The organism is Faecalibacterium intestinale, assembly GCF_040096575.1.
Taxonomy (GTDB): Bacteria; Bacillota; Clostridia; order Oscillospirales; family Ruminococcaceae; genus Faecalibacterium; species Faecalibacterium intestinale.
The window spans coordinates 12,074-30,429 of record NZ_JBBMEN010000025.1 but is presented as its reverse complement, the minus strand read 5'-3'; the positions used below and the strand labels follow the sequence as shown (position 1 = coordinate 30,429).

Annotated in this window: 18 protein-coding genes and 1 pseudogene; 17 read left to right on the top strand and 2 right to left on the bottom strand. The window is 58.9% G+C overall.

Annotated features, from left to right (window positions below; translation table 11 throughout):
* From WMO20_RS12580 to mgtE, 8 genes are all read left to right on the top strand, one after another.
* Positions 1-312, top strand: a 312-nt coding sequence (locus WMO20_RS12580; protein WP_349187066.1) for a hypothetical protein, incomplete at its 5' end; no start/stop codon positions are given.
* The gene (locus WMO20_RS12575) at positions 302-1,195 is read left to right on the top strand and encodes an HAD family hydrolase (RefSeq protein WP_242651837.1); all 894 of its coding nucleotides are present in this window, start codon (positions 302-304) and stop codon (positions 1,193-1,195) included. The genes WMO20_RS12580 and WMO20_RS12575, both read left to right, overlap by 11 nt.
* Positions 1,192-1,680 carry a DNA-deoxyinosine glycosylase gene (locus WMO20_RS12570; RefSeq protein WP_349187065.1) on the top strand — a complete coding sequence of 163 codons (489 nt, stop codon included), beginning with the start codon at positions 1,192-1,194 and terminating at the stop codon, positions 1,678-1,680. The genes WMO20_RS12575 and WMO20_RS12570 overlap by 4 nt, the downstream gene beginning before the upstream one ends.
* A 103-nt stretch (positions 1,681-1,783) precedes the next feature.
* Positions 1,784-2,413: a 5-bromo-4-chloroindolyl phosphate hydrolysis family protein gene (locus tag WMO20_RS12565; protein ID WP_349187064.1), complete on the top strand. Its 630-nt coding sequence runs from the start codon at positions 1,784-1,786 to the stop codon at positions 2,411-2,413.
* Between the two features lie 43 nt (positions 2,414-2,456).
* On the top strand, positions 2,457-3,608 hold the full coding sequence (locus WMO20_RS12560; RefSeq protein ID WP_349187063.1) for a toxic anion resistance protein: 1,152 nt from the start codon (positions 2,457-2,459) through the stop codon (positions 3,606-3,608).
* 1 nt (position 3,609) lies between these two features.
* Positions 3,610-4,332: a LemA gene (locus WMO20_RS12555; RefSeq protein ID WP_349187062.1), complete on the top strand. Its 723-nt coding sequence runs from the start codon at positions 3,610-3,612 to the stop codon at positions 4,330-4,332.
* Positions 4,329-5,285, top strand: a complete 957-nt coding sequence (locus tag WMO20_RS12550; RefSeq protein WP_349187060.1) for a TPM domain-containing protein — start codon at positions 4,329-4,331, stop codon at positions 5,283-5,285. Before WMO20_RS12555 ends, WMO20_RS12550 begins: the two co-directional genes overlap by 4 nt.
* Before the next feature lie 250 nt (positions 5,286-5,535).
* Positions 5,536-6,912, top strand: a complete 1,377-nt coding sequence (mgtE, locus tag WMO20_RS12545; RefSeq protein WP_112091754.1) for a magnesium transporter — start codon at positions 5,536-5,538, stop codon at positions 6,910-6,912.
* A 147-nt stretch (positions 6,913-7,059) separates the two neighbouring features.
* On the opposite strand, the gene WMO20_RS12540 is transcribed toward mgtE, so the two are convergent.
* Entirely contained in the window at positions 7,060-9,321 is a 2,262-nt protein-coding gene (locus tag WMO20_RS12540) for a glycogen/starch/alpha-glucan phosphorylase (protein WP_349187058.1), read from the bottom strand.
* 186 nt (positions 9,322-9,507) lie between these two features.
* On the opposite strand from WMO20_RS12540, the gene WMO20_RS12535 reads away from it, so the two are divergent.
* The 7 genes and pseudogenes from WMO20_RS12535 (at position 9,508) to WMO20_RS12505 (ending at position 15,929) form a co-directional block, all read left to right on the top strand.
* Positions 9,508-10,365, top strand: a complete 858-nt coding sequence (locus WMO20_RS12535) for a helix-turn-helix domain-containing protein (protein WP_308564270.1) — start codon at positions 9,508-9,510, stop codon at positions 10,363-10,365.
* Positions 10,366-10,379: 14 nt separating this feature from the next.
* Positions 10,380-10,718, top strand: a pseudogene (locus tag WMO20_RS12530) (ATP-binding cassette domain-containing protein); the annotation flags it as partial.
* A 628-nt stretch (positions 10,719-11,346) separates the two neighbouring features.
* Positions 11,347-12,723 carry an MATE family efflux transporter gene (locus WMO20_RS12525; protein ID WP_308564273.1) on the top strand — a complete coding sequence of 459 codons (1,377 nt, stop codon included), beginning with the start codon at positions 11,347-11,349 and terminating at the stop codon, positions 12,721-12,723.
* 15 nt (positions 12,724-12,738) lie between these two features.
* Positions 12,739-13,491, top strand: coding sequence for an exodeoxyribonuclease III (locus tag WMO20_RS12520; protein ID WP_005928145.1), 753 nt, complete (start codon positions 12,739-12,741; stop codon positions 13,489-13,491).
* 15 nt (positions 13,492-13,506) lie between these two features.
* Positions 13,507-13,992, top strand: coding sequence for a COG2426 family protein (locus WMO20_RS12515; RefSeq protein ID WP_308564276.1), 486 nt, complete (start codon positions 13,507-13,509; stop codon positions 13,990-13,992).
* Between the two features lie 120 nt (positions 13,993-14,112).
* A complete protein-coding gene (locus tag WMO20_RS12510) occupies positions 14,113-15,501 on the top strand; it encodes a Sapep family Mn(2+)-dependent dipeptidase (RefSeq protein WP_349187057.1) in 1,389 nt (462 codons plus the stop codon).
* A gap of 8 nt (positions 15,502-15,509) precedes the next feature.
* A complete protein-coding gene (locus WMO20_RS12505; RefSeq protein WP_308564277.1) occupies positions 15,510-15,929 on the top strand; it encodes a DUF3842 family protein in 420 nt (139 codons plus the stop codon).
* A gap of 67 nt (positions 15,930-15,996) precedes the next feature.
* Here the strand turns inward: WMO20_RS12505 and epsC are convergent, their stop codons facing one another.
* Positions 15,997-16,668 carry a serine O-acetyltransferase EpsC gene (epsC, locus tag WMO20_RS12500; RefSeq protein WP_349187056.1) on the bottom strand — a complete coding sequence of 224 codons (672 nt, stop codon included), beginning with the start codon at positions 16,666-16,668 and terminating at the stop codon, positions 15,997-15,999.
* 254 nt (positions 16,669-16,922) lie between these two features.
* Between epsC and WMO20_RS12495 the strand changes: the two genes are divergently transcribed.
* Both WMO20_RS12495 and WMO20_RS12490 read left to right on the top strand, forming a co-directional pair.
* A complete protein-coding gene (locus tag WMO20_RS12495; protein WP_349187055.1) occupies positions 16,923-17,102 on the top strand; it encodes a hypothetical protein in 180 nt (59 codons plus the stop codon).
* Between the two features lie 33 nt (positions 17,103-17,135).
* Entirely contained in the window at positions 17,136-18,326 is a 1,191-nt protein-coding gene (locus WMO20_RS12490) for a dihydroorotase (RefSeq protein ID WP_112091763.1), read from the top strand.
* Positions 18,327-18,356: the final 30 nt, after the last annotated feature.

The following is an 18,356-nucleotide window of genomic DNA, read 5'->3' as shown; positions in this document are numbered from 1 at the left end:
GTGCGGGCTTTTCTGAACCCCTTTTTCACAGGTGGGGTCGTGGAGGAAAACGGCATTTGCAGCGCCGCTTTCTGCGAAAGCGCGGCGCTGCGGGAAAGGCTGTATCTTGTCTTTACGACCCTTTCCGTGAAAAATGCGCTTGGAGCGCTCCGCAGAGCGCGACAAACGCCCTATATCAAAAGAAGTTTCCGCTATATTTGCCCAGAGCGCAAGCGGAGGGCATTTTTAATATTCCCCCTCTCCCGCTGGACTTTGAAATGTGTTATACTGGGAGAAAACGATGCACACAGGAGAGATGACCATGCAATATAAGATTCTGGCAAGCGATTACGACAACACGTTGATGCCCTTTGGAGAAGCAAAGCCCCGCCCGGCGGTGGTAAAGGCGGTGAAAAAGCTGCAGGCCGCCGGGGGCAAATTCGTGCTCAGCACCGGCCGTTCCTATCCCGGTATCCGGGATAAAAACCAGCTGGGCGGCATCCGGTACGACTATGCCATTACCTGCAACGGTGCCTGCGTTGTGGACAGGCAGGGCAACGTAATAGCCGAGCATCCGCTTACCAGCGAGGAAATGTATGTGCTGGTGGATTTTTGCGAGGATTATAACTACCCGCTGCAATTCAACTTCCGGGATGCCTATTACGCCTACTGCGAGTACGAGTATCTGCACACCGGCTATCAGATGATGAACAGCCCCGGGCTGGACTGTGTGGACGGCGAGGATCAGGACAGGCATCTGGTGGATATGCCCCACGCCGCCTTTGCCGCCATGCCGCCGCAGGAGGTGGAGCGCTTCCACGAAAAATACGGCTACCTTGGCCTGCACTGGATGCAGACGGGTGCGCAGAACGCAGACGGCTACTGCTACTACGATATCGTGCGCGGCGGCATGGATAAGGGCGTAGGGCTTGCCGACCTGTGTGCACAGATGGGGCTTACGCTGGCAGATGCCGTGGCTGTGGGCGATTCTGCCAACGATGTGGGGATGCTGAAAGCCGCGGGCCTGAGTGCCTGCATGGCAAACGGCACCCCGGACGCCAAGGCCGCTGCCGACCGGATCATCGGGGACGTGCGGGAGGACGGCGTGGCGGCGCTGATCGAGGAGTTGTGGTTCGACGGCCCCCGTGCGGAGCCCTCCGGCAAAGACTTTGGCTCTGCATGGGGCAATATTGAAAGCGCAGGCGGCAGCTTATGAGCTTTGCGCCGGTATACGATGACCGCAGCAGGGCACTGATCTTGGGCACATGGCCCAGCCCCAAAAGCCGGGAGATGGCCTTTTACTACGGTCATCCGCAAAATCGGTTCTGGCCGCTGCTGGCGGCGCTGACCGGGGAGCCGCTGCCCGTGCGGGAGGATATCGCCGCCAAAAAGCAGCTGCTTTTGCGCCACGGGCTGGCGCTGTGGGATACGCTGGAAAGCTGCACCATCACCGGCGCGTCGGATGCTTCCATCCGGGATGTGGTGCCCAACGATATCGCCGGGCTGCTGCGCAAAGCGCCCATCCGGGCGGTGTTCTGCAACGGTGCCACAGCTTACCGTATCTACACAAAATATCAGCAGCCGCTTACCGGCATCCCGGCTGTCCGTCTGCCGAGCACAAGCCCCGCCAACGCCGCGTGCAGCCCCGCCCGGCTGGAAGCACTTTGGGGCGCTGCGCTGGTGGACTGGATCGTAAAATGATGACAAGGCTGTAAATTCTTTTGCGGGATACTTGCGTTTTTTTGCGGACGTTGTATTATGGATATCATAAGGGGCGCACTGCCCCGGACAAGGAGAAATGACCATGAGCAAGATCATCCGCACCCAAAAGCCCAGCGTGCTGCCTTTTTACGCCATGGCGCTGGTGTTCGTGGTACTGTGCGCGGTGCTGCCGGTATACAAATTATGGGCGCTGCTGGTGGCGCTGGGCGGCGCCGCCGTGGCCTTTGGCGTGGCAAAAAAGACCTGCCCGCCCCGGGTGGTGGAGCACGAGGTACCCTTCCACACCGGTGTGGAGGATGTGGATCAGATGCTGACCGATATCCAGCAGAAGCTGGACACTCTGCACGCGCTGAACGAGGCTTTGCCCGACCCGCAGCTGTCCGCAGCTATGACCCGCATGGAAAAGGCAGGACGCTCCATCGTGGAAACCGTGGAAGCAAACCCCGCCAAGGCAAAGCAGGTGCGCCGATTTGCCAACTACTATCTGCCGGACGCCGTAAACGTTTTGCAGCAGTACGCAAAGCTTGCAAAGCAGGGTGTGCGGGGCGAGAACGCCGCCGCCATCCGCGCCGAGGTGGAGCACAATGCTGTCTCCATTGCCACGGCTTTTGAAAACCAGCTGGATGCCCTGTACGCGGCAGAGAGCATGGACCTGTCCGCAGACCTGACCGTTTTGCAGAATATGCTGAAAGGGCAGGGTCTGAGCAAGTAAAATCAGAATATCCCCTCGGGATTTTGAAAGGAAGGAATCACTTATGGCTGACAATACCCTGAACTTTGATCTGGATGCCCCCGCAGTGCCCACCCTGACGCTGGACCCCACTCCCGCCGCTGTGCCGCAGGAGGAAAAGCCCGCCGCTGCTCCTGCCCCGGAAGCACAGGTGAGCCTGACCCCCGAGGAACAGGCCATGGTGGATCAGTTTGCCCAGAAGATCGATATCACCAACAGCCAGCAGGTGCTGCAGTACGGCTCTGCCTGCCAGAAGAAGATCGGCGATTTCTCCGAAGCAGCCCTCTCCAAGGTGTCCACCAAGGATCTGGGCGAGGTGGGCGATATGATCACCGACCTCATCGGCGAGCTGAAGAGTTTTGACGCCAACGAGGAACAGCAGAAGGGCATCATGGGCTTCTTCAAGAAGAAAACCAGCCAGCTGGATGCCCTCAAGACCAAGTACGACAAGACCGAGACCAACGTGGAAAAGATCCAGTCCATGCTGGAAGCTCATCAGGTGCAGCTGCTCAAGGATATCGCCATGCTGGACAAGATGTACGAGTTGAACATGGCCTACTTCAAGGAGCTGAGTATGTATATCCTTGCCGGCAAGAAAAAGCTGGCAGATGTGCGTGCCAACGAATTGCAGCAGGCCATGGACAAGGCCAAAGCATCCGGCCTGCCGGAGGACGCACAGGCTGCCCGCGACCTTGCCGACCAGTGCGAGCGTTTTGAGAAAAAGCTGTATGATCTGGAACTGACCCGCAATATCAGCCTGCAGATGGGCCCCCAGATCCGTCTGCTGCAAAACAACAACACCATGATGGCAGAAAAGATCCAGTCCACCATCGTGAACACCATCCCGCTGTGGAAGAACCAGATGGTGCTGGCACTGGGTCTGGCACACAGCCAGCAGGCCATGCAGGCAGAGCGCGCTGTGACCAACATGACCAACGACCTGCTGAAGAAGAACGCCGAGGCGCTGAAGATGGGCACCATCGAGACCGCCAAGGAGAGCCAGCGCGGCATCGTGGATATCGAGACCCTGCAGCAGACCAACAAGAGCCTGATCGAGACGCTGGACGAGCTGAACAAGATCCAGAGCGAGGGACGCGCAAAGCGTGCCGCCGCCGAGCAGGAGCTGACCCGCATCGAGGACGAGCTGAAAACCAAAATGATGGAGATCCGGAGCTGAAATGGCAAACGCTGATTTTTCTCAGAACGATAAACAAACCGCTCCCGGCGGCTTTGACGCGGGCAGCTACCGCGAAAAGACAAAACCGGAGCAGACCGTAAGGCTGACCCCCCGCCAGCAGAAGCTGGCCGCACTGGAAGCAAAGCTGCCCGCAGCGCTTTCCACCCGGGCAGCGGCGCTGGCTTTGAGCGTAGTGGTGATGCTGGCCGCTTTCTTTGGCTTTGGCAGCGCCAAGCTGCGCGGCAAGTACAACACCGCCCACCAGTGGTTCACCGCAGGGGTCGCCGCCGACAACGGCTATAACCTGAGCGAGGAGCTGACCACCCGCATGAATACAGCGGCCAACGTTATCACCACCGCCAGCAATACGCTGGGGGCAGATAATGCTGAAGTATTGACTGCACAGGATGCACTGACGGCGTTCAGCAACGATCTGGACGGCGTGAAGGCAGGCAAGACCCGGCTCCATGCCCTCTATGAGGACAACGAGACTTTGGGCACCGCCATCGACCAGCTGTATGCAAAGTTGCAGGAGCAGGCCGCCGACCCCATGAAGATGGGCGCGGTGCAGGGGCAGTACGGCCAGTTCAACAGTGCAGCCACCATCATCGGCACCTTGCAGTATAATACAGCGGTATATGAATATCAGAAGGATGTCGGCGGCTTCCCGGCCAGTGTGCTGGGCACTTTGTCCGGCGTAAAGGAGGTTGAGCCCTTCGCATGAAAAACTTTGCAAAACGCATCAGCGCACTGGTGCTGGCTGTGGTGGTCAGTGCGGCGGTGCTGTGCCCGGCAGCCTTTGCCGCCCAGCTGCCCAGCCTGCCCAAGGGAGAGTGTGTGGTGGACGATGCTGGTGTGCTGAGCAGCAGCACCGTGCAGACCATCACCGAACTGAACGCCCAGCTGGAATCCAGCTGCAGCGGCGCACAGATCGATGTACTGACAGTAGAATACACGGGTAATGATTCCACGGAGGATTACGCCACACAGGCTTTCAACGCGTGGGGCATCGGTTCGTCCTCCCAGAATAACGGCGTGCTGATCTTGCTGGTAATGGAATCGGCGCAGTATGCGGACGGCGACTACTACCTGACCTATGGCGACGGCTTCCGCAACACCACGCTGGCAAAGCAGTCCAGCGCCATCGCCCAGACCATGGAGGATCAGTTCGCCGCAAAGAATTATGACGGTGCAGTGACCACCTGTGCCCGGAACGTGGCAAACACCATTGCGGACATCTACGGCGTCAGCCTTTCCGGCAGCACCGGTAACGGCAGCACCGTGCAGCCCGGGTATCAGGGCAGCCAGAGCAGCGGCGGCAGCACCCTGACCGACATCTTGACCCTTGTGGTCGGCGCTGTTCTGCTTATCGTCATCATCCGGTCAATGGCCTATGTTTTTGCCAGCCCCTGCGGCTGGCTGTGGTGCTTCGGCGGACCCCGTCCTCCTTACAGACGACGTGGCCGCCGCGGCCCGCCGCCGCCCCCGCCGGGCGGCTACTACGGTGGCTCCCGTGGCCCCCGGCCTCCGCGCGGCGGCGGCTTTGGCGGCATGGGCGGCGGCTCCTTCGGGGGCGGTGCCGGGCGCGGCGGTTTCGGCGGCGGCAGCTTTGGCGGCGGCTTCGGCGGCATGGGCGGCGGTTCCAGCCACGGCGGCGGCGGTGGCCGTGGGCGGTAATGAAAATAAAAAGAGAAAGGCAGTGGCTTTGATATGTACCCCCCAATACTGGACACCCAGTATGGGGGTATTTTTATGCGATACAGTTATGAGCACAAAAAGAAGTGTGTTGAATTGTACCGATATTTTACAAAAAATTCACGCTGGCAGGGTTGCCGCCGCATACCGGATGTGCTATGATGAAGTGCAAAATTTCAAGCGGAGCGATGAATTTTGATTTGTCAAGCTCGCGGAATCAGGAGGAACTACCATGCAGAAGAATTATGTGCAGGAAATTCTGAGCATCATTCACAGCGGTCTGCCCAAGGCAGAGCTGGCCGAAAAACTGTCTGATTACCATGAAAAGGATCTGGCGGATGCGTTGGAGTCACTGACCCCCGCCGAACGTCAATCGCTCTATTCCATTCTGGGCGTGGATACTGTTGCCGAGATCTTTACTTATCTGGACGATGCCGAGCCGTACCTGAAAGAGCTGCCCAGCCATGAAGCTGCAAAGGTCATTTCCAACATGGACTCGGACGATGCGGTGGACGCGCTGGAAGACCTTGACGATACCGATAAGAACGAGATCGTCAACAAGCTGGACAAAGACTCGGTTGAAGATGTGAAGATGCTGCTCTCGTATGATGAGGATGAGATCGGCAGCAGGATGACCACCAACTACATCTCCATCAAAAACGATATGACCATCCGGCAGGCGATGAGCGAGCTGGTGAAACAGGCCGGAGAAAACGATAACATCTCCACGCTGTATGTGGTGGACGAAAACGAGCACTTCTATGGTGCAATCGACCTGAAAGACCTCATCATTGCACGTGCAGAGGAAAGTCTGGAAAGCCTGATCGTCCGCTCTTATCCCTACGTCACAGACCGGGAGCAGATCAGCGATTGTATCGACCGCATCGTGGACTACGCGGAGCGCAGCCTGCCGGTGCTGAACGATGCCGGCAAGCTGGTGGGCATCATCACATCGTCCGATGTGGTCGAGCTGGTCGATGATGAGATGGGCGATGATTACGCAAAGCTGGGCGGTCTGACCGGCGAGGAGGATCTGAACGAAAGCGTTTTTGAAAGCGTGAAAAAGCGTCTCCCGTGGCTGATCGCTTTGCTGTTCCTCGGGATGCTGGTCTCCTCGGTCGTCGGCGCGTTTGAATCAGTGGTGGCGGTGCTGCCGGTGGTCATCTGCTTCCAGTCCATGGTGCTGGATATGGCCGGTAACGTTGGCACCCAGTCGCTGGCAGTGACCATCCGTGTGCTGGTGGATGAAAACCTGACCCTTTCCAAAAAGCTGCAGCTGCTCTGGAAGGAGACCCGCGTGGGTCTGTTGAACGGTGCAATTCTGGCCGTGATGGCTTTGGGTTTTCTGGGCTGCTACATCCACTTTTTCAAGGGCTATGTCTGGACCTCGGCGTTTTTGCTGTCCGGCTGCGTCGGGCTGTCGCTGATCGTGTCCATGGTCATTTCCAGTCTGGTGGGCACGCTGATCCCGATGCTGTTCCACAAGATCCATATCGACCCGGCGGTTGCCTCCGGCCCGCTGATCACCACGATCAACGATCTGGTGGCGGTTGTGGTCTACTATGGCCTTGCCATGGTCGTGCTGATCGATCTGTTCCATCTTGCATGATAAGAAATAAAACAGGAACCGGTGCACCAAATGTAATGTGTGCCGGTTCCTGTTTTTCTTTGCGCAGGGGCTTATAGCAATTCAACTTTTTATCGCAAATATGCTGTTTGAATGTTGCACTAATTTCTTGTCTTGCGATAAAAAAGATTATTTGCCCAGATGCCAGATGTCGCGGTCGTACTCGGCAATGGTGCGGTCAGAGGAGAACATACCCGCCTTGGCAATGTTCACCAGACACTTGCGCCGCCAGCCCATGGGGTCGCAGGCGTAATCGCTGAGGGCCTGTCCCTTGCGCACAACGTAGGCGTTGAAGTCCGGCAGGGTCTGGAACCAGTCTTTATGGATCAGCTCGTCGTGCAGGCGGGTCAGGTTTTCGGCATGACCGGCGGCCAGCATCTCCGGCCCGGTCAGGAAGCTGATGGCGCGGCGGATGTTGGCATCGCCCTCCACCCACTGGGCTGGGTCGTAATCGCCCACGGCGTAGCGGTGGATGACCTGATCGGAGGTCTGGCCGAAGATATAGATGTTCTCTTCCCCCACCTGCTGGCTGATCTCCACGTTGGCACCGTCCATGGTGCCCAGCGTCAACGCGCCGTTCAACATAAACTTCATGTTGCCGGTGCCGGAGGCTTCCTTGGAGGCAAGGCTGATCTGCTCGGAAAGGTCGCAGGCAGGGATCAGCTTTTCGGCGGCGGTGACGTTGTAGTTCTCCACAAACACCACCTGCAGCCACTTGGACACCTCCGGGTCTGCGGCGATGACCTTGGAGAGGGTCAGCAGCGCATGGATGATGTCTTTTGCAATGGTGTAGGCGGGCGCGGCTTTTGCACCGAAGATGCTCACCAGCGGAGCGGCGGGCAGGTGCCCGGCCTTGATCTCGTAGTACTGATGGATGAGGTACAGCAGGTTGAGCTGCTGGCGCTTATACTCGTGCAGGCGCTTGGACTGGATATCGAACACGGCATCGGTGTTCACAGTCACCTTCTGGGTGTGCAGCAGCCAGTCGGCCAGCGCTTCCTTGTTGGCATTTTTCACAGCAGTCAGCTCGCTGAGCACCGTCTCGTCCTCGGCAAAGGCCAGCAGTTTTTCCAGCTCCGCGGCGTCCTTGCGGAAGCCGGAGCCAATGTGCTTTTCCAGCGTGGCGGTCAGGCGCGGGTCGCACTCCAGCAGCCAGCGGCGGAAGGTGATGCCGTTGGTCTTATTGTTGAACTTTTCCGGGTACAGCTCGTAGAAGCCATGCAGCTCGGAATTTTTCAGGATCTCGGTGTGCAGCGCCGCCACGCCGTTGGTGGAGTGGGTAAAGTGGATGTCCATGTGTGCCATGTGCACCCGGTCGTCCTTGTCGATGATGGCAAGGCTCTCGTCCTCGGTGCGGGTGCGAGCCAGCGCATCCAGCTTTTCGATGATGGGCATCAGCTGGGGCACCACGGCGTCCAGATAGGTGCGCGGCCACTTTTCCAGTGCTTCGGCCAGAATGGTGTGGTTGGTGTAGGCGCAGGTCTTGGTAACGATCTCCACCGCTTCCTCGAACTCAATGCCGCGCGCGCCCAGCAGGCGGATCAGCTCCGGGATGACCATGCTGGGGTGGGTGTCGTTGATCTGGATGGCGGCGTAGTCTGCCAGATCATGGTAGTTGCAGCCCCGGGCGGCGCACTCGGCCAGAATGAGCTGTGCACCGGCAGAGACCATCAGGTACTGCTGGTATACCCGCAGACGGCGGCCGGCTTCATCGGAATCGTCCGGGTAGAGGAAGAGGGTCAGATTCTTGTCGATAGCGGTCTTATCGAAGGCAATGCCGTCATGGACGATGCTCTCGTCAATGGTGTCCAGATCGAACAGGTTCAGGGTGTTGGTGCGTCCCTCGTAGCCGGTGACCGCCAGCTTGTACAGCCGGGCGGTGTATTCCTTGCCCGCCAGTTCCACCGGGTAGGTGGTGTCGGTCTTTTCCGCCCAGCTGTGGGCAGTCAGCCACGGGTCGGGCTTTTCGTTCTGCACGCCGTCCTCAAAGGACTGATGGAACAGACCAAAATGGTACCGCAGACCTACGCCGTCGCCGGGCAGGTTGAGCGTTGCCAGAGAGTCGAGGAAGCAGGCAGCCAGACGCCCCAGACCGCCATTGCCCAGAGAAGGCTCCGGCTCTACCTCTTCAATGTCGGAAAGGCGCTTTCCGGCAGCAGCCAGCGCAGACCGGGCTTCGTCGTACAGCCCCAGATTGATGAGGTTGTTGGACAGCAGCTTGCCAATAAGGAATTCGGCGCTGATATAGTACAGCTTGCGCCCGGTGACCGGCTGCACGCGGTCGGCGCTCTTCTGCCGCACAAGTTCCAGCAGTGCCAGATACAGCTCCTGGTCGGTGCAGTCTGCCAGCAGCTTGCCGGTAATACTCTGTAACGTTTCGGTAAAGCTCATAAAAGCATCCTCCTTTGCTAGGGTGTATCTGAAAAGTCGAAAATTCAGTCTGTTTCTCTGTTTTCAGATACACCTTACGGAAAACAGGTTTGACATCTGTACTTCAAGATATACCACATAGAACCTTCAAAATCTTGCCTAAACAGTGCAAACTATGGTACAATCCTATCATCAGGGGGTGAGACGATGCAAAATCAGGCATCTTTGCAGGAGACAAAACAGCACGGTGCAGTGCGCTTTCCGTTCAATCTGTACCCCTGCACCATTCCGGGGGATTTTCAGCAGGTGGCACTCCACTGGCACGAGAGCATGGAGCTGGTCTTTGTCAAGCAGGGCACAGGGCTGGTGCAGGTGGGCGCTGTGACCTACCCGGCCTACCGGGGGGATATCTTTCTTTTTGCCCCGGGCACGCTCCATGCGCTGCGGCAGGCAGAGGAGCAGCGCATGGAATACGAAAATATCATCTTTGAACCGGAGCTGCTGGGCGGCGCGGAGGACCTTTGCGCCGAAAAGTATCTGCTGCCGCTGCAAAGCGGGCGGCTTTCGCTGCCGGTGCGTCTGACCCCGAACGATTTGTGCTATCTGCAAGCCGCCGCCTGCCTGCGGGAGCTGGAAGATGCCAACCGCGCCAAGCGCCCCGGCTACGAGCTGCTGGTAAAAGGGGCGCTGCTGCGCTTTCTTGCCCTGCTCATTGCGCAGGGCAGGCAGTGTCTCCCCACCGAAACTGCCGACACCCAGCGGCTGAAAACGGTGCTGCAATGGCTTTCGGCACATTATGCCGAGCCGCTCCGGGTGGCGGATGCTGCCGGGGTCTGCTCCTTCAGCGCCAGCCATTTTATGCGCTGGTTCCGGCAGATGACCGGGCAGAGCTTTATCTCCTTTCTGAATGAGTACCGGCTGAACACCGCCGCCGAGGTGCTGCAGACCACGGACGAGACTGTGCTGACTATCGCCACCCGGTGCGGGTTTGAAAACCTTTCCTATTTTAATCGGGCGTTCAAGGCGCATTTTGGCATGACCCCGCGGGAGTACCGGAAAAAATAAGCAGACCGGGTCTGATGGGAAAGCGAGAACAGCCTGCATTCCGGTGCGCTCTGCACGTTCTGAAAGACGTCAATCTTGAGGTCGCCGAGGGCGAAAAGCTGGTGATCATCGGGCCGTCCGGTTCAGGCAAGTCCACCACGGTGCGCTGCATGAATTTTCTGGAAGAGCCCACCAGCGGCCATGTCTACATAGACGGGCAGGAGCTGACGGCCAAAAACAAGACCAAGCTTGTGCGCGAGACCACCAGCATGGTGTTCCAGCAGTTCAACTTGTACCCGCACATGACGGTGCTGAAAAACCTGACCCTCGCGCCCATGAAGCTGCACCACAAGACCAAGCAGGAGGCAGAGGAGCTGCCGCAGCACAAGCGGCACCCGTTGTGGATAGAGCAGCCCATGGGGGACGGAAGGGAAAGCCGTCCGGGCTGCGGACTTTATAAATAAAAGAAAAAGCGATGACCCGTGCAGGTGGGTCATCGCTTTTCTCGTCCCTTGCGGGACAGGCAGGGTAAATGATAAGAAGGTAAATGAAGAAAATAGCAAGGTGAAAAACAAAGGCGTGTGCGGAGCCGAATTTGCTGCTCCAAAGTGAAGATGTATCCAAGTTTCGCTTTTGTTGGATACAACATACCACTTCGGAACAAAAATTGCAAGAGGTTTTTTAAAATTTTTGCCCAAAATTACGCGGGAAATCGCATTTTTGTAGAAACGCACAAATTTTACGGAAAGTTCCCAGCAAACTGACGAACAAGCATAAAAACGGAACAACAGCCGCAAGACCGCACAGGGATACCTTTATAAAACCGGCGGGCAATGGAACGCAGGCGTGGAAAGCTGATTTTCGTGGGATATAGCCTGCACCGCTTTACAAGCAGCCGGGGGTGTGTTAAGATGGACACATCTGCTGTAACCGGAAAAATGCACGCGCCGGGCAGCGGCGGCGTACCGGGAAAAGTGCCCGGTGCTGGGAGGGGAGAAACGAATGACAAAGCTACTGCATGGCAATGAAAAAAACAGGCTGACCGGCGGGCGAGAGCCGCTGTTCAGCCAAAAGGAGCTGCTGGTACTGGCCATCCCGCTGCTGGTGGAGCAGCTGCTGGAAGTGACGGTGGGCATGGCCGACACCATGATGGTGTCCCGCTGCGGCGAGGCGGCAATCTCCGGCGTCAGTTTGGTGGATATGATCAACAACCTTATCATCGTGCTGTTTGCGGCGCTGGCTACCGGCGGCGCGGTGGTGGTAAGCCAGTATCTGGGCGCAAAGGACAGGCCGGATGCCGACAAAAGCGCCGGTCAGCTGCTGCTGCTCAGCGGCTTGTCCGGTGCGGTGATCGGCGCGGTATGCTTTGTGCTGGCACGCCCCATGATCCGGCTGTTCTACGGCTCTATTGATACCGACGTGCTGGACGCAGGCGTGAAATATTTGCAGATCATCGCCCTCAGCTACCCGTTTCTGGCGCTGTATAACGGCGGCGCGGCGCTGTTCCGCAGCATCGGCAACTCCAAGATCTCCATGCAGATCAGCTTTCTGATGAACATCATCAACATCGTGGGCAACGCAGTGTGCATCTTCGGCTTCAAAATGGGAGTGGACGGCGTAGCGTGGCCCAGCGTGGTGTCCCGCGTGGTGGCTGCGGCGCTCATCCTGCGCAAGTGCTACCGGGAGGATGCGGTGCTTACCGTGCCCAAGACCCTGCGGCTGGACGGCGGCATGGCAAAGCGCATTCTGGGCATCGGCATTCCCTCGGCCTTTGAGAACAGCCTGTTCGAGGCCGGGCGCATTCTGGTGGTGAGCATGATCTCCACCTTTGGCACAGTGCAGATCGCAGCCAACGCCGTGGCAAACAATCTGGACGGCATGGGCGTCATCCCGGGCAAGGCCATCAGTCTGGCCATGATCACGGTGGTGGGGCGGTGCATCGGCGCCGGCGACCACGAGCAGACCGTTTACTACACCCGCAAGCTGATGCTGTGGGCTTACATCACCATGGGGCTTTCCAACGGAGCGATCTTGCTGTTCCTCCGGCAGCTGGTGGGCATCTACGCCCTTTCCGGCGAGACGATGGAATTGGCCATCACACTGGTCACCATCCATGCGGGCTGCGCCATCATCTTCTGGCCGCTGTCCTTCGTGCTGCCCAACGCCCTGCGCGCAGCCAACGACGTGAAATTCACCATGGTGGTGTCCATCCTCAGCATGGCGTGCTGGCGGCTGGGCTTCAGCTATCTGCTGTGCGTTCGCATGGGATGGGGCGCTGTGGGCGTGTGGGTGGCTATGGTCATCGACTGGACCTGCCGTGTGACCTGCTTTGTGCTGCGCTTCCGCAGCGGCGCATGGAAAACAAAATATCAGGCATAACATAAGGAGAAGAGCATGAAACTGATCAGCTGGAACGTGAACGGCCTGCGCGCCTGCCTGACCCACGGCTTTGCCGAGAGCTTTGCCGCGCTGGACGCGGACATCTTCTCGGTGCAGGAGACCAAGATGCAGCCGGGACAGGCGGATTTTGCGCCGGAGGGCTACACCGAATACACCTACTCGGCCGAGAAAAAGGGATACTCCGGCACAGCCTGCTGGTGCAAAACGGCACCGCTGGCAGTGACCACCGGCATCGGGCTGGAACAGCACGACCACGAGGGACGGGTGCTGACGCTGGAATACCCCGGCTTTTATCTGGTAAACTGCTACACCCCCAACAGTCAGGACGGGCTGAAGCGGCTGGACTACCGCATGGAGTGGGAGGACGCCTTCCGGGCATACCTGCTGGCACTGGACGCCAAAAAGCCGGTGATCCTGTGCGGCGATCTGAACGTGGCGCACACCGAGATGGACATTAAAAACGCCAAGACCAACCGCATGAGCGCGGGCTTTACCGATCAGGAGCGCGCCAAGATGACCGAGCTGCTGGCGGCGGGCTTTGCGGACAGCTTCCGGGTGGTGCACCCGGACGAGGTGAAGTACAGCTGGTGGAGCTACCGCTTCCACGCGCGGGAAAAGAACGCGGGCTGGCGCATCGACTATTTTATCGTTTCCCGGCGCATTGCAGACCGCATCCGCGCCGCCGAGATCCACAACGAGATCTTTGGCTCCGACCATTGCCCGGTGGAGCTGCAGATCGACCTGTAATATAAGGAGAAGCCAATGCTGAAAAATTATCTTCTGATCTTCTTTATCTCCATGGTGCCCATCATCGAACTGCGCGGGGCCATCCCCATCGGGCTGGGTATGGGGCTGCCGGTGCTGCCCACCTACCTTTTGTGCGTGCTGGGCAATATGCTCCCGGTGCCCTTCATCTATCTGTTCGCCCGCAAGTTCCTCATCTGGGGTTACCACAAGCCCCTCATCGGCCCCATCTGCCGCTTTTGCATCAATAAGGGCGAAAAGGGCGGCCGCGCACTGGAAGCCAAGGCGGGCAAGGGTCTGACCGTGGCGCTGCTGCTGTTCGTGGGCATCCCGCTGCCGGGCACCGGCGCGTGGACGGGCACGCTGGCAGCCTCCATTCTGGATATGAAGTTCAAGGATGTGCTGATCGCCTGCATGGGCGGCGTGCTGCTGGCGGGCATCATCATGGGCTTGGCAAGCGCCGGTCTGCTGGGCGCGCTCAGCGGGCTGTTTGCGGCAGGCTGACAAAACGCGGACGTTTTTGTCGTGAAAAATGCCTGTAGCATTTCCGCGCGGAGTATGTTACACTGAATAATAGTTGTGAAAACCGGACTCTGCTTCCGGCCAGAAAGGACGTTATAGAACATGGATCAGGCACTGAATCAGAAAATTGACGCATACATTGCGGAAAACAAAGAGCAGCTGCTGCAGGACATTGCAGCGCTGGTCGCCATCGACAGCGTGGAGGGCACCCCGGAGGAGGGCGCACCCTTCGGCGCAGGCCCCCGGGCAGCGCTGGACAAGACGCTGGAGCTGGCAGCAGGCATGGGCTTTGCCACCCGCAACTGCGAAAACTACATCGGCTATGCCGAACTGGCCGGTGCAGACCCTGAAAAATATCTGGCTACCATCTGCCATGTGGACGTTGTGCCCGTGGGCAACGGCTGGACGGCAGATCCCTTTAAGATGCGCATTCAGGACGGCTGGCTGCTGGGACGCGGCGTCGCGGATGATAAAGGCCCGATGATCGTTACTCTGTACGCGCTGAAGTTCCTCAAGGAGCAGGGTTACCAGCTGCGCTACCCCATCCGTGCCATCGTGGGCGACAACGAGGAGACCCACATGAACGATGTGAAGTACTATCTGGAAAACTACCCCGCCCCGGTGTTCTGCTTTACCCCGGATGCCGAGTTCCCGGTGTGCAACGGCGAAAAAGGCCACTTTGGCGGCAAGATCGTCAGCCCGGTGTGCAACGGCATCATTGCAGAGTTTGAGGGCGGTGTAGCCAACAACGCTGTGCCTGACCGCGCCAGCGCTCTGGTCAAGACCGATATCCGCAAGCTGAAGAACGCTCCCAACATCACGCTGGAACCGGAAGGGGACGGCGTGCGGGTGCGCGGCTGGGGCAAGTCCGGCCACGCCGCCATGCCGGAGGGCACGGTGAACGCCATTGGTCTGGTAGCGGATTATCTGCTGGACAACGGCCTGTGCAATGACGCCGAGCGCGCTTATCTGGAGGCACTGCACAAGCTGCACAGCTCTACCGCAGGCGCCGGCCTTGGCATCGACTGCGCCGACGGCCCCTTTGGCCCGCTGACCATTATCGGCGGCCGCATCTATATGGAGGACGGCAAGCTGGTGCAGACCATCGACAGCCGCTTCCCCACCTGCACCAATGGCGAAAAGCTGACCGCACAGGTCACCGCTGCGCTGGGCGAGGGCGCAAAGCTGGAGGATGTGGACGCAGCCGAGCCTTTCTATATCGCAGCCGACAGCCCCGCCATCCGCGCCTGCATCGACACCTACAACGAGGTGACCGGCGAGAACGCCACCCCCTTTACCATGGGCGGCGGCACCTATGCCCGCCACTTCCCCTATGCCGTCAGCTTCGGCCCGGAGCATGAGGATGTAAAGCTGCCGGAGTTCGGCGGCCCGATGCACGGTGCCAACGAGGCGGCTCCCATCAACAAGCTGCTGGAGGCCGTCAAGATCTACATTCTGGCGCTGCTGCGGCTGGAAGAGATCGACTTCTGAGGTACAGCATGAACGTGCTTGTCATTGACGGGCAGGGCGGGGGACTGGGACGCCAGCTGGTGGCCGCCCTCAGCGCCCAGTGCCCGGACATCCGGCTGGTGGCCGTGGGCACCAACAGTGTCGCTGCGCAGGCCATGCATAAGGCCGGGGCACAGCGCGCCGCCACCGGTGAGAATGCTGTGGTGGTGAACTGCCGCAATGCGGATATCATCGTGGGCCCCATCGGCATCGTTATTGCAGATGCGCTGCTGGGGGAGATCACCCCTACCATGGCCACGGCGGTGTGCCAGAGCAGCGCCACCCGGGTGCTGATCCCGGTGAACCACTGCGAGAACTACATTGTCGGCGTGCCCGACCAGCCCATCGGCAGCCTTGTGTCTGCCGCCGTGCAGAAGGTAAAGTCCCTCTGTGCCGGGGAAGGGTGTTAAAGAATAAGATAAAACGACACCGGACAGGTCATGGCCTGTCCGGTGTCGTTTTTGTCCAAAATATAGGTTACTTCCGCTGCCGGGCGGCGATCTGTGCGGCAGTGGGCGGGATATCGCCCTGCGCAGTTTTTTCCAGCTGGCTCAGGCGGCGATCCAGATCGGTGAGCCGCTGCGAGACGATGTCCGGCAGATCCTGCTGATCCAGATCGTCGGCGGGGTTCACCGCCTTGTTGTTGATGCGCACCACCTCGGCGGGTACGCCCACGGCGGTGCAGTTGGCGGGCAGGTTGCGCAGCACCACGCTGCCTGCGCCGATGCGGGCGTTATCCCCGATGAACACCGGGCCCAGCACCTTGGTGCCCGCGCCGATGAGCACGTTGTTGCCTAAGGTGGGGTGGCGTTTGCCGGTATCCTTGCCGGTGCCGCCCAGCGTTACCCCGTGGTAGATGGTGCAGTTATCCCCGATCTCGCAGGTCTCACCGAACACGATGCCCATGCCGTGGTCGATGAACAGACACTTGCCGATGGTGGCACCCGGGTGGATCTCGATGCCGGTGCGGTGGCGGCCATGCTGGCTGACCCACCGTGCCAGAAAAAAGTGCTTGTGCCCGTACAGCCAGTGCGCAATGCGGTGGTACACCAGAATGTGGAATCCCGGGTACAGCAGCATTACCTCCAGTACGCTGCGTGCGGCGGGGTCCTTGCGCTGGATGTTCCGCGCGTCCTCAAGTAAACCCATGCGGAAAACCTCTCTTTCCCATAAACACCCGCCCACGCGGCGGGGCTCTCCCTTTTACCGTATTATAATAGCACAGCAGGCAACGAAAGTACAGTGCTGCGCTAGGGATTGTGGAACAAAATGGCAGTTATTTTGCCGCGCTGCCCGGGTTTTGGGTAGAGTATCCAAAATTCGGCGAGAGATGCCATAAACCTTTTAGCACCTGTTTTTGCGCGCAGCCATTGACACATTTTGCGGTTCTATGATAAAATAATATGAATGAAAACGCAACCATCAAGAAAAGGAGAAACACCATGCTGTGCAGCGCCCAGAACCCGAAACTGAACAAGCAGTTCGCGTCCGGTTTTGCCGTGGCTTCGTTGTTTCCTTTTTTGCGCAATGAGCTTTTCCCTTTGCGGGGAAAAGTTTTTTTTTGCCCGTTTTCGGGCGTCTGATACACAAAAATACCATTATAGGAGGGAACCGCGATGCTGCTGACAAACGCTGTGAACACCGAGGGACGGCCGCTCGAGATCTATGTAAAGGATGGCAAGATCGCTGCCGTAGGGCAGGATCTTTCCGCCCTTGCCGCCGAGAACGAGACGGTGGTGGATGCCGGTGGGCTGACTGTGCTGCCCGCATTTGTGGATCTGCACTGCCACTGGCGCACCCCGGGCTTTGAGTACAAGGAGGACATCGAGACTGGCAGCCGCGCCGCTGCCGCCGGCGGCTACACCTTTGTAAACCTGATGCCCAACACAAAGCCCGTCTGCTCTTCTGCCGCACAGGCTGTGATGGTGGAACAGAAAGCCGCCGAGGTGGGGCTGTGCGATGCAAACCAGACCGTTTCCATCACCGAAAACTTTGACGGTGTGAGCATCGACCACCTCAAGACCCTGCCCGCCAGTGTGAAGTTCATCACCGAGGACGGCCACGGCGTGCAGGATAACGCCACCATGGCGCGGGCATTTGCCATCTGCACCCAGAAGGACATCACGGTCATGAGCCACGCCGAGGATATGGAGATCAGCCCGTGGGACTACCGTCTGGCCGAGGATATTGAGACGGTGCGCAACTGCTGGCTGAGCGAGTACTACCAGACCCGGCTGCACATGTGCCATGTGTCCACCCGGGGCGCGCTGGACGCCATCCGCATGGCAAAGCTGCGGGGCGCACCCGTCACCTGTGAGGTGACCCCCCACCACCTGTGGTTTACCAACGATACCTGCGACTACCGGGTCAACCCGCCCATCCGCACCGCCGACGATGTGGAGGCGCTGGTGGAGGGCATCCGCACCGGCATCGTGGACGCCATTGCCACTGACCACGCACCCCACTCCGAAGAGGATAAGCTGAAGGGCATGGCCGGTATGGTGGGCAGCGAGACCGCCTTCGGCGTGTGCTACACCAAGCTCTGCAAGCAGGAGGGTCTGCCGCTGGAGCTGCTGGTGCACCTGATGAGCACCCGCCCCGCCGAGATCCTTGGCCTTGCCAAGGGTCAGCTGGAGCCGGGCTTCGATGCCGACTTTGTGCTGGTGGATCTGGACACCCCCTACACGGTGGAAAAGGAAAAGCTGCACTCCAAGAGCCATAACACCCCCTTTGACGGTGCACAGCTTTACGGCAAGGTGTTTGCCACCATCAAGGCCGGTAAGATCACCTATCAGGCCGAGGAGTAAAACCCATAGTTACAATTCATTTTCTATAAA

Bases quoted from the DNA above. Each gene is read 5' to 3' on its own strand.
- WMO20_RS12560 (WP_349187063.1), top strand. From the start codon at position 2,457: ATGGCTGACAATACCCTGAACTTTGATCTGGATGCCCCCGCAGTGCCC.
- WMO20_RS12525 (WP_308564273.1), top strand. From the start codon at position 11,347: ATGACAAAGCTACTGCATGGCAATGAAAAAAACAGGCTGACCGGCGGG.
- WMO20_RS12490 (WP_112091763.1), top strand. From the start codon at position 17,136: ATGCTGCTGACAAACGCTGTGAACACCGAGGGACGGCCGCTCGAGATC.
- WMO20_RS12565 (WP_349187064.1), top strand. From the start codon at position 1,784: ATGAGCAAGATCATCCGCACCCAAAAGCCCAGCGTGCTGCCTTTTTAC.
- WMO20_RS12540 (WP_349187058.1), bottom strand. From the start codon at position 9,321: ATGAGCTTTACCGAAACGTTACAGAGTATTACCGGCAAGCTGCTGGCA.
- epsC (WP_349187056.1), bottom strand. From the start codon at position 16,668: ATGGGTTTACTTGAGGACGCGCGGAACATCCAGCGCAAGGACCCCGCC.
- WMO20_RS12505 (WP_308564277.1), top strand. From the start codon at position 15,510: ATGAACGTGCTTGTCATTGACGGGCAGGGCGGGGGACTGGGACGCCAG.
- WMO20_RS12510 (WP_349187057.1), top strand. From the start codon at position 14,113: ATGGATCAGGCACTGAATCAGAAAATTGACGCATACATTGCGGAAAAC.
- WMO20_RS12550 (WP_349187060.1), top strand. From the start codon at position 4,329: ATGAAAAACTTTGCAAAACGCATCAGCGCACTGGTGCTGGCTGTGGTG.
- WMO20_RS12575 (WP_242651837.1), top strand. From the start codon at position 302: ATGCAATATAAGATTCTGGCAAGCGATTACGACAACACGTTGATGCCC.
- mgtE (WP_112091754.1), top strand. From the start codon at position 5,536: ATGCAGAAGAATTATGTGCAGGAAATTCTGAGCATCATTCACAGCGGT.
- WMO20_RS12515 (WP_308564276.1), top strand. From the start codon at position 13,507: ATGCTGAAAAATTATCTTCTGATCTTCTTTATCTCCATGGTGCCCATC.
- WMO20_RS12535 (WP_308564270.1), top strand. From the start codon at position 9,508: ATGCAAAATCAGGCATCTTTGCAGGAGACAAAACAGCACGGTGCAGTG.
- WMO20_RS12555 (WP_349187062.1), top strand. From the start codon at position 3,610: ATGGCAAACGCTGATTTTTCTCAGAACGATAAACAAACCGCTCCCGGC.
- WMO20_RS12520 (WP_005928145.1), top strand. From the start codon at position 12,739: ATGAAACTGATCAGCTGGAACGTGAACGGCCTGCGCGCCTGCCTGACC.
- WMO20_RS12570 (WP_349187065.1), top strand. From the start codon at position 1,192: ATGAGCTTTGCGCCGGTATACGATGACCGCAGCAGGGCACTGATCTTG.
- WMO20_RS12495 (WP_349187055.1), top strand. From the start codon at position 16,923: ATGAATGAAAACGCAACCATCAAGAAAAGGAGAAACACCATGCTGTGC.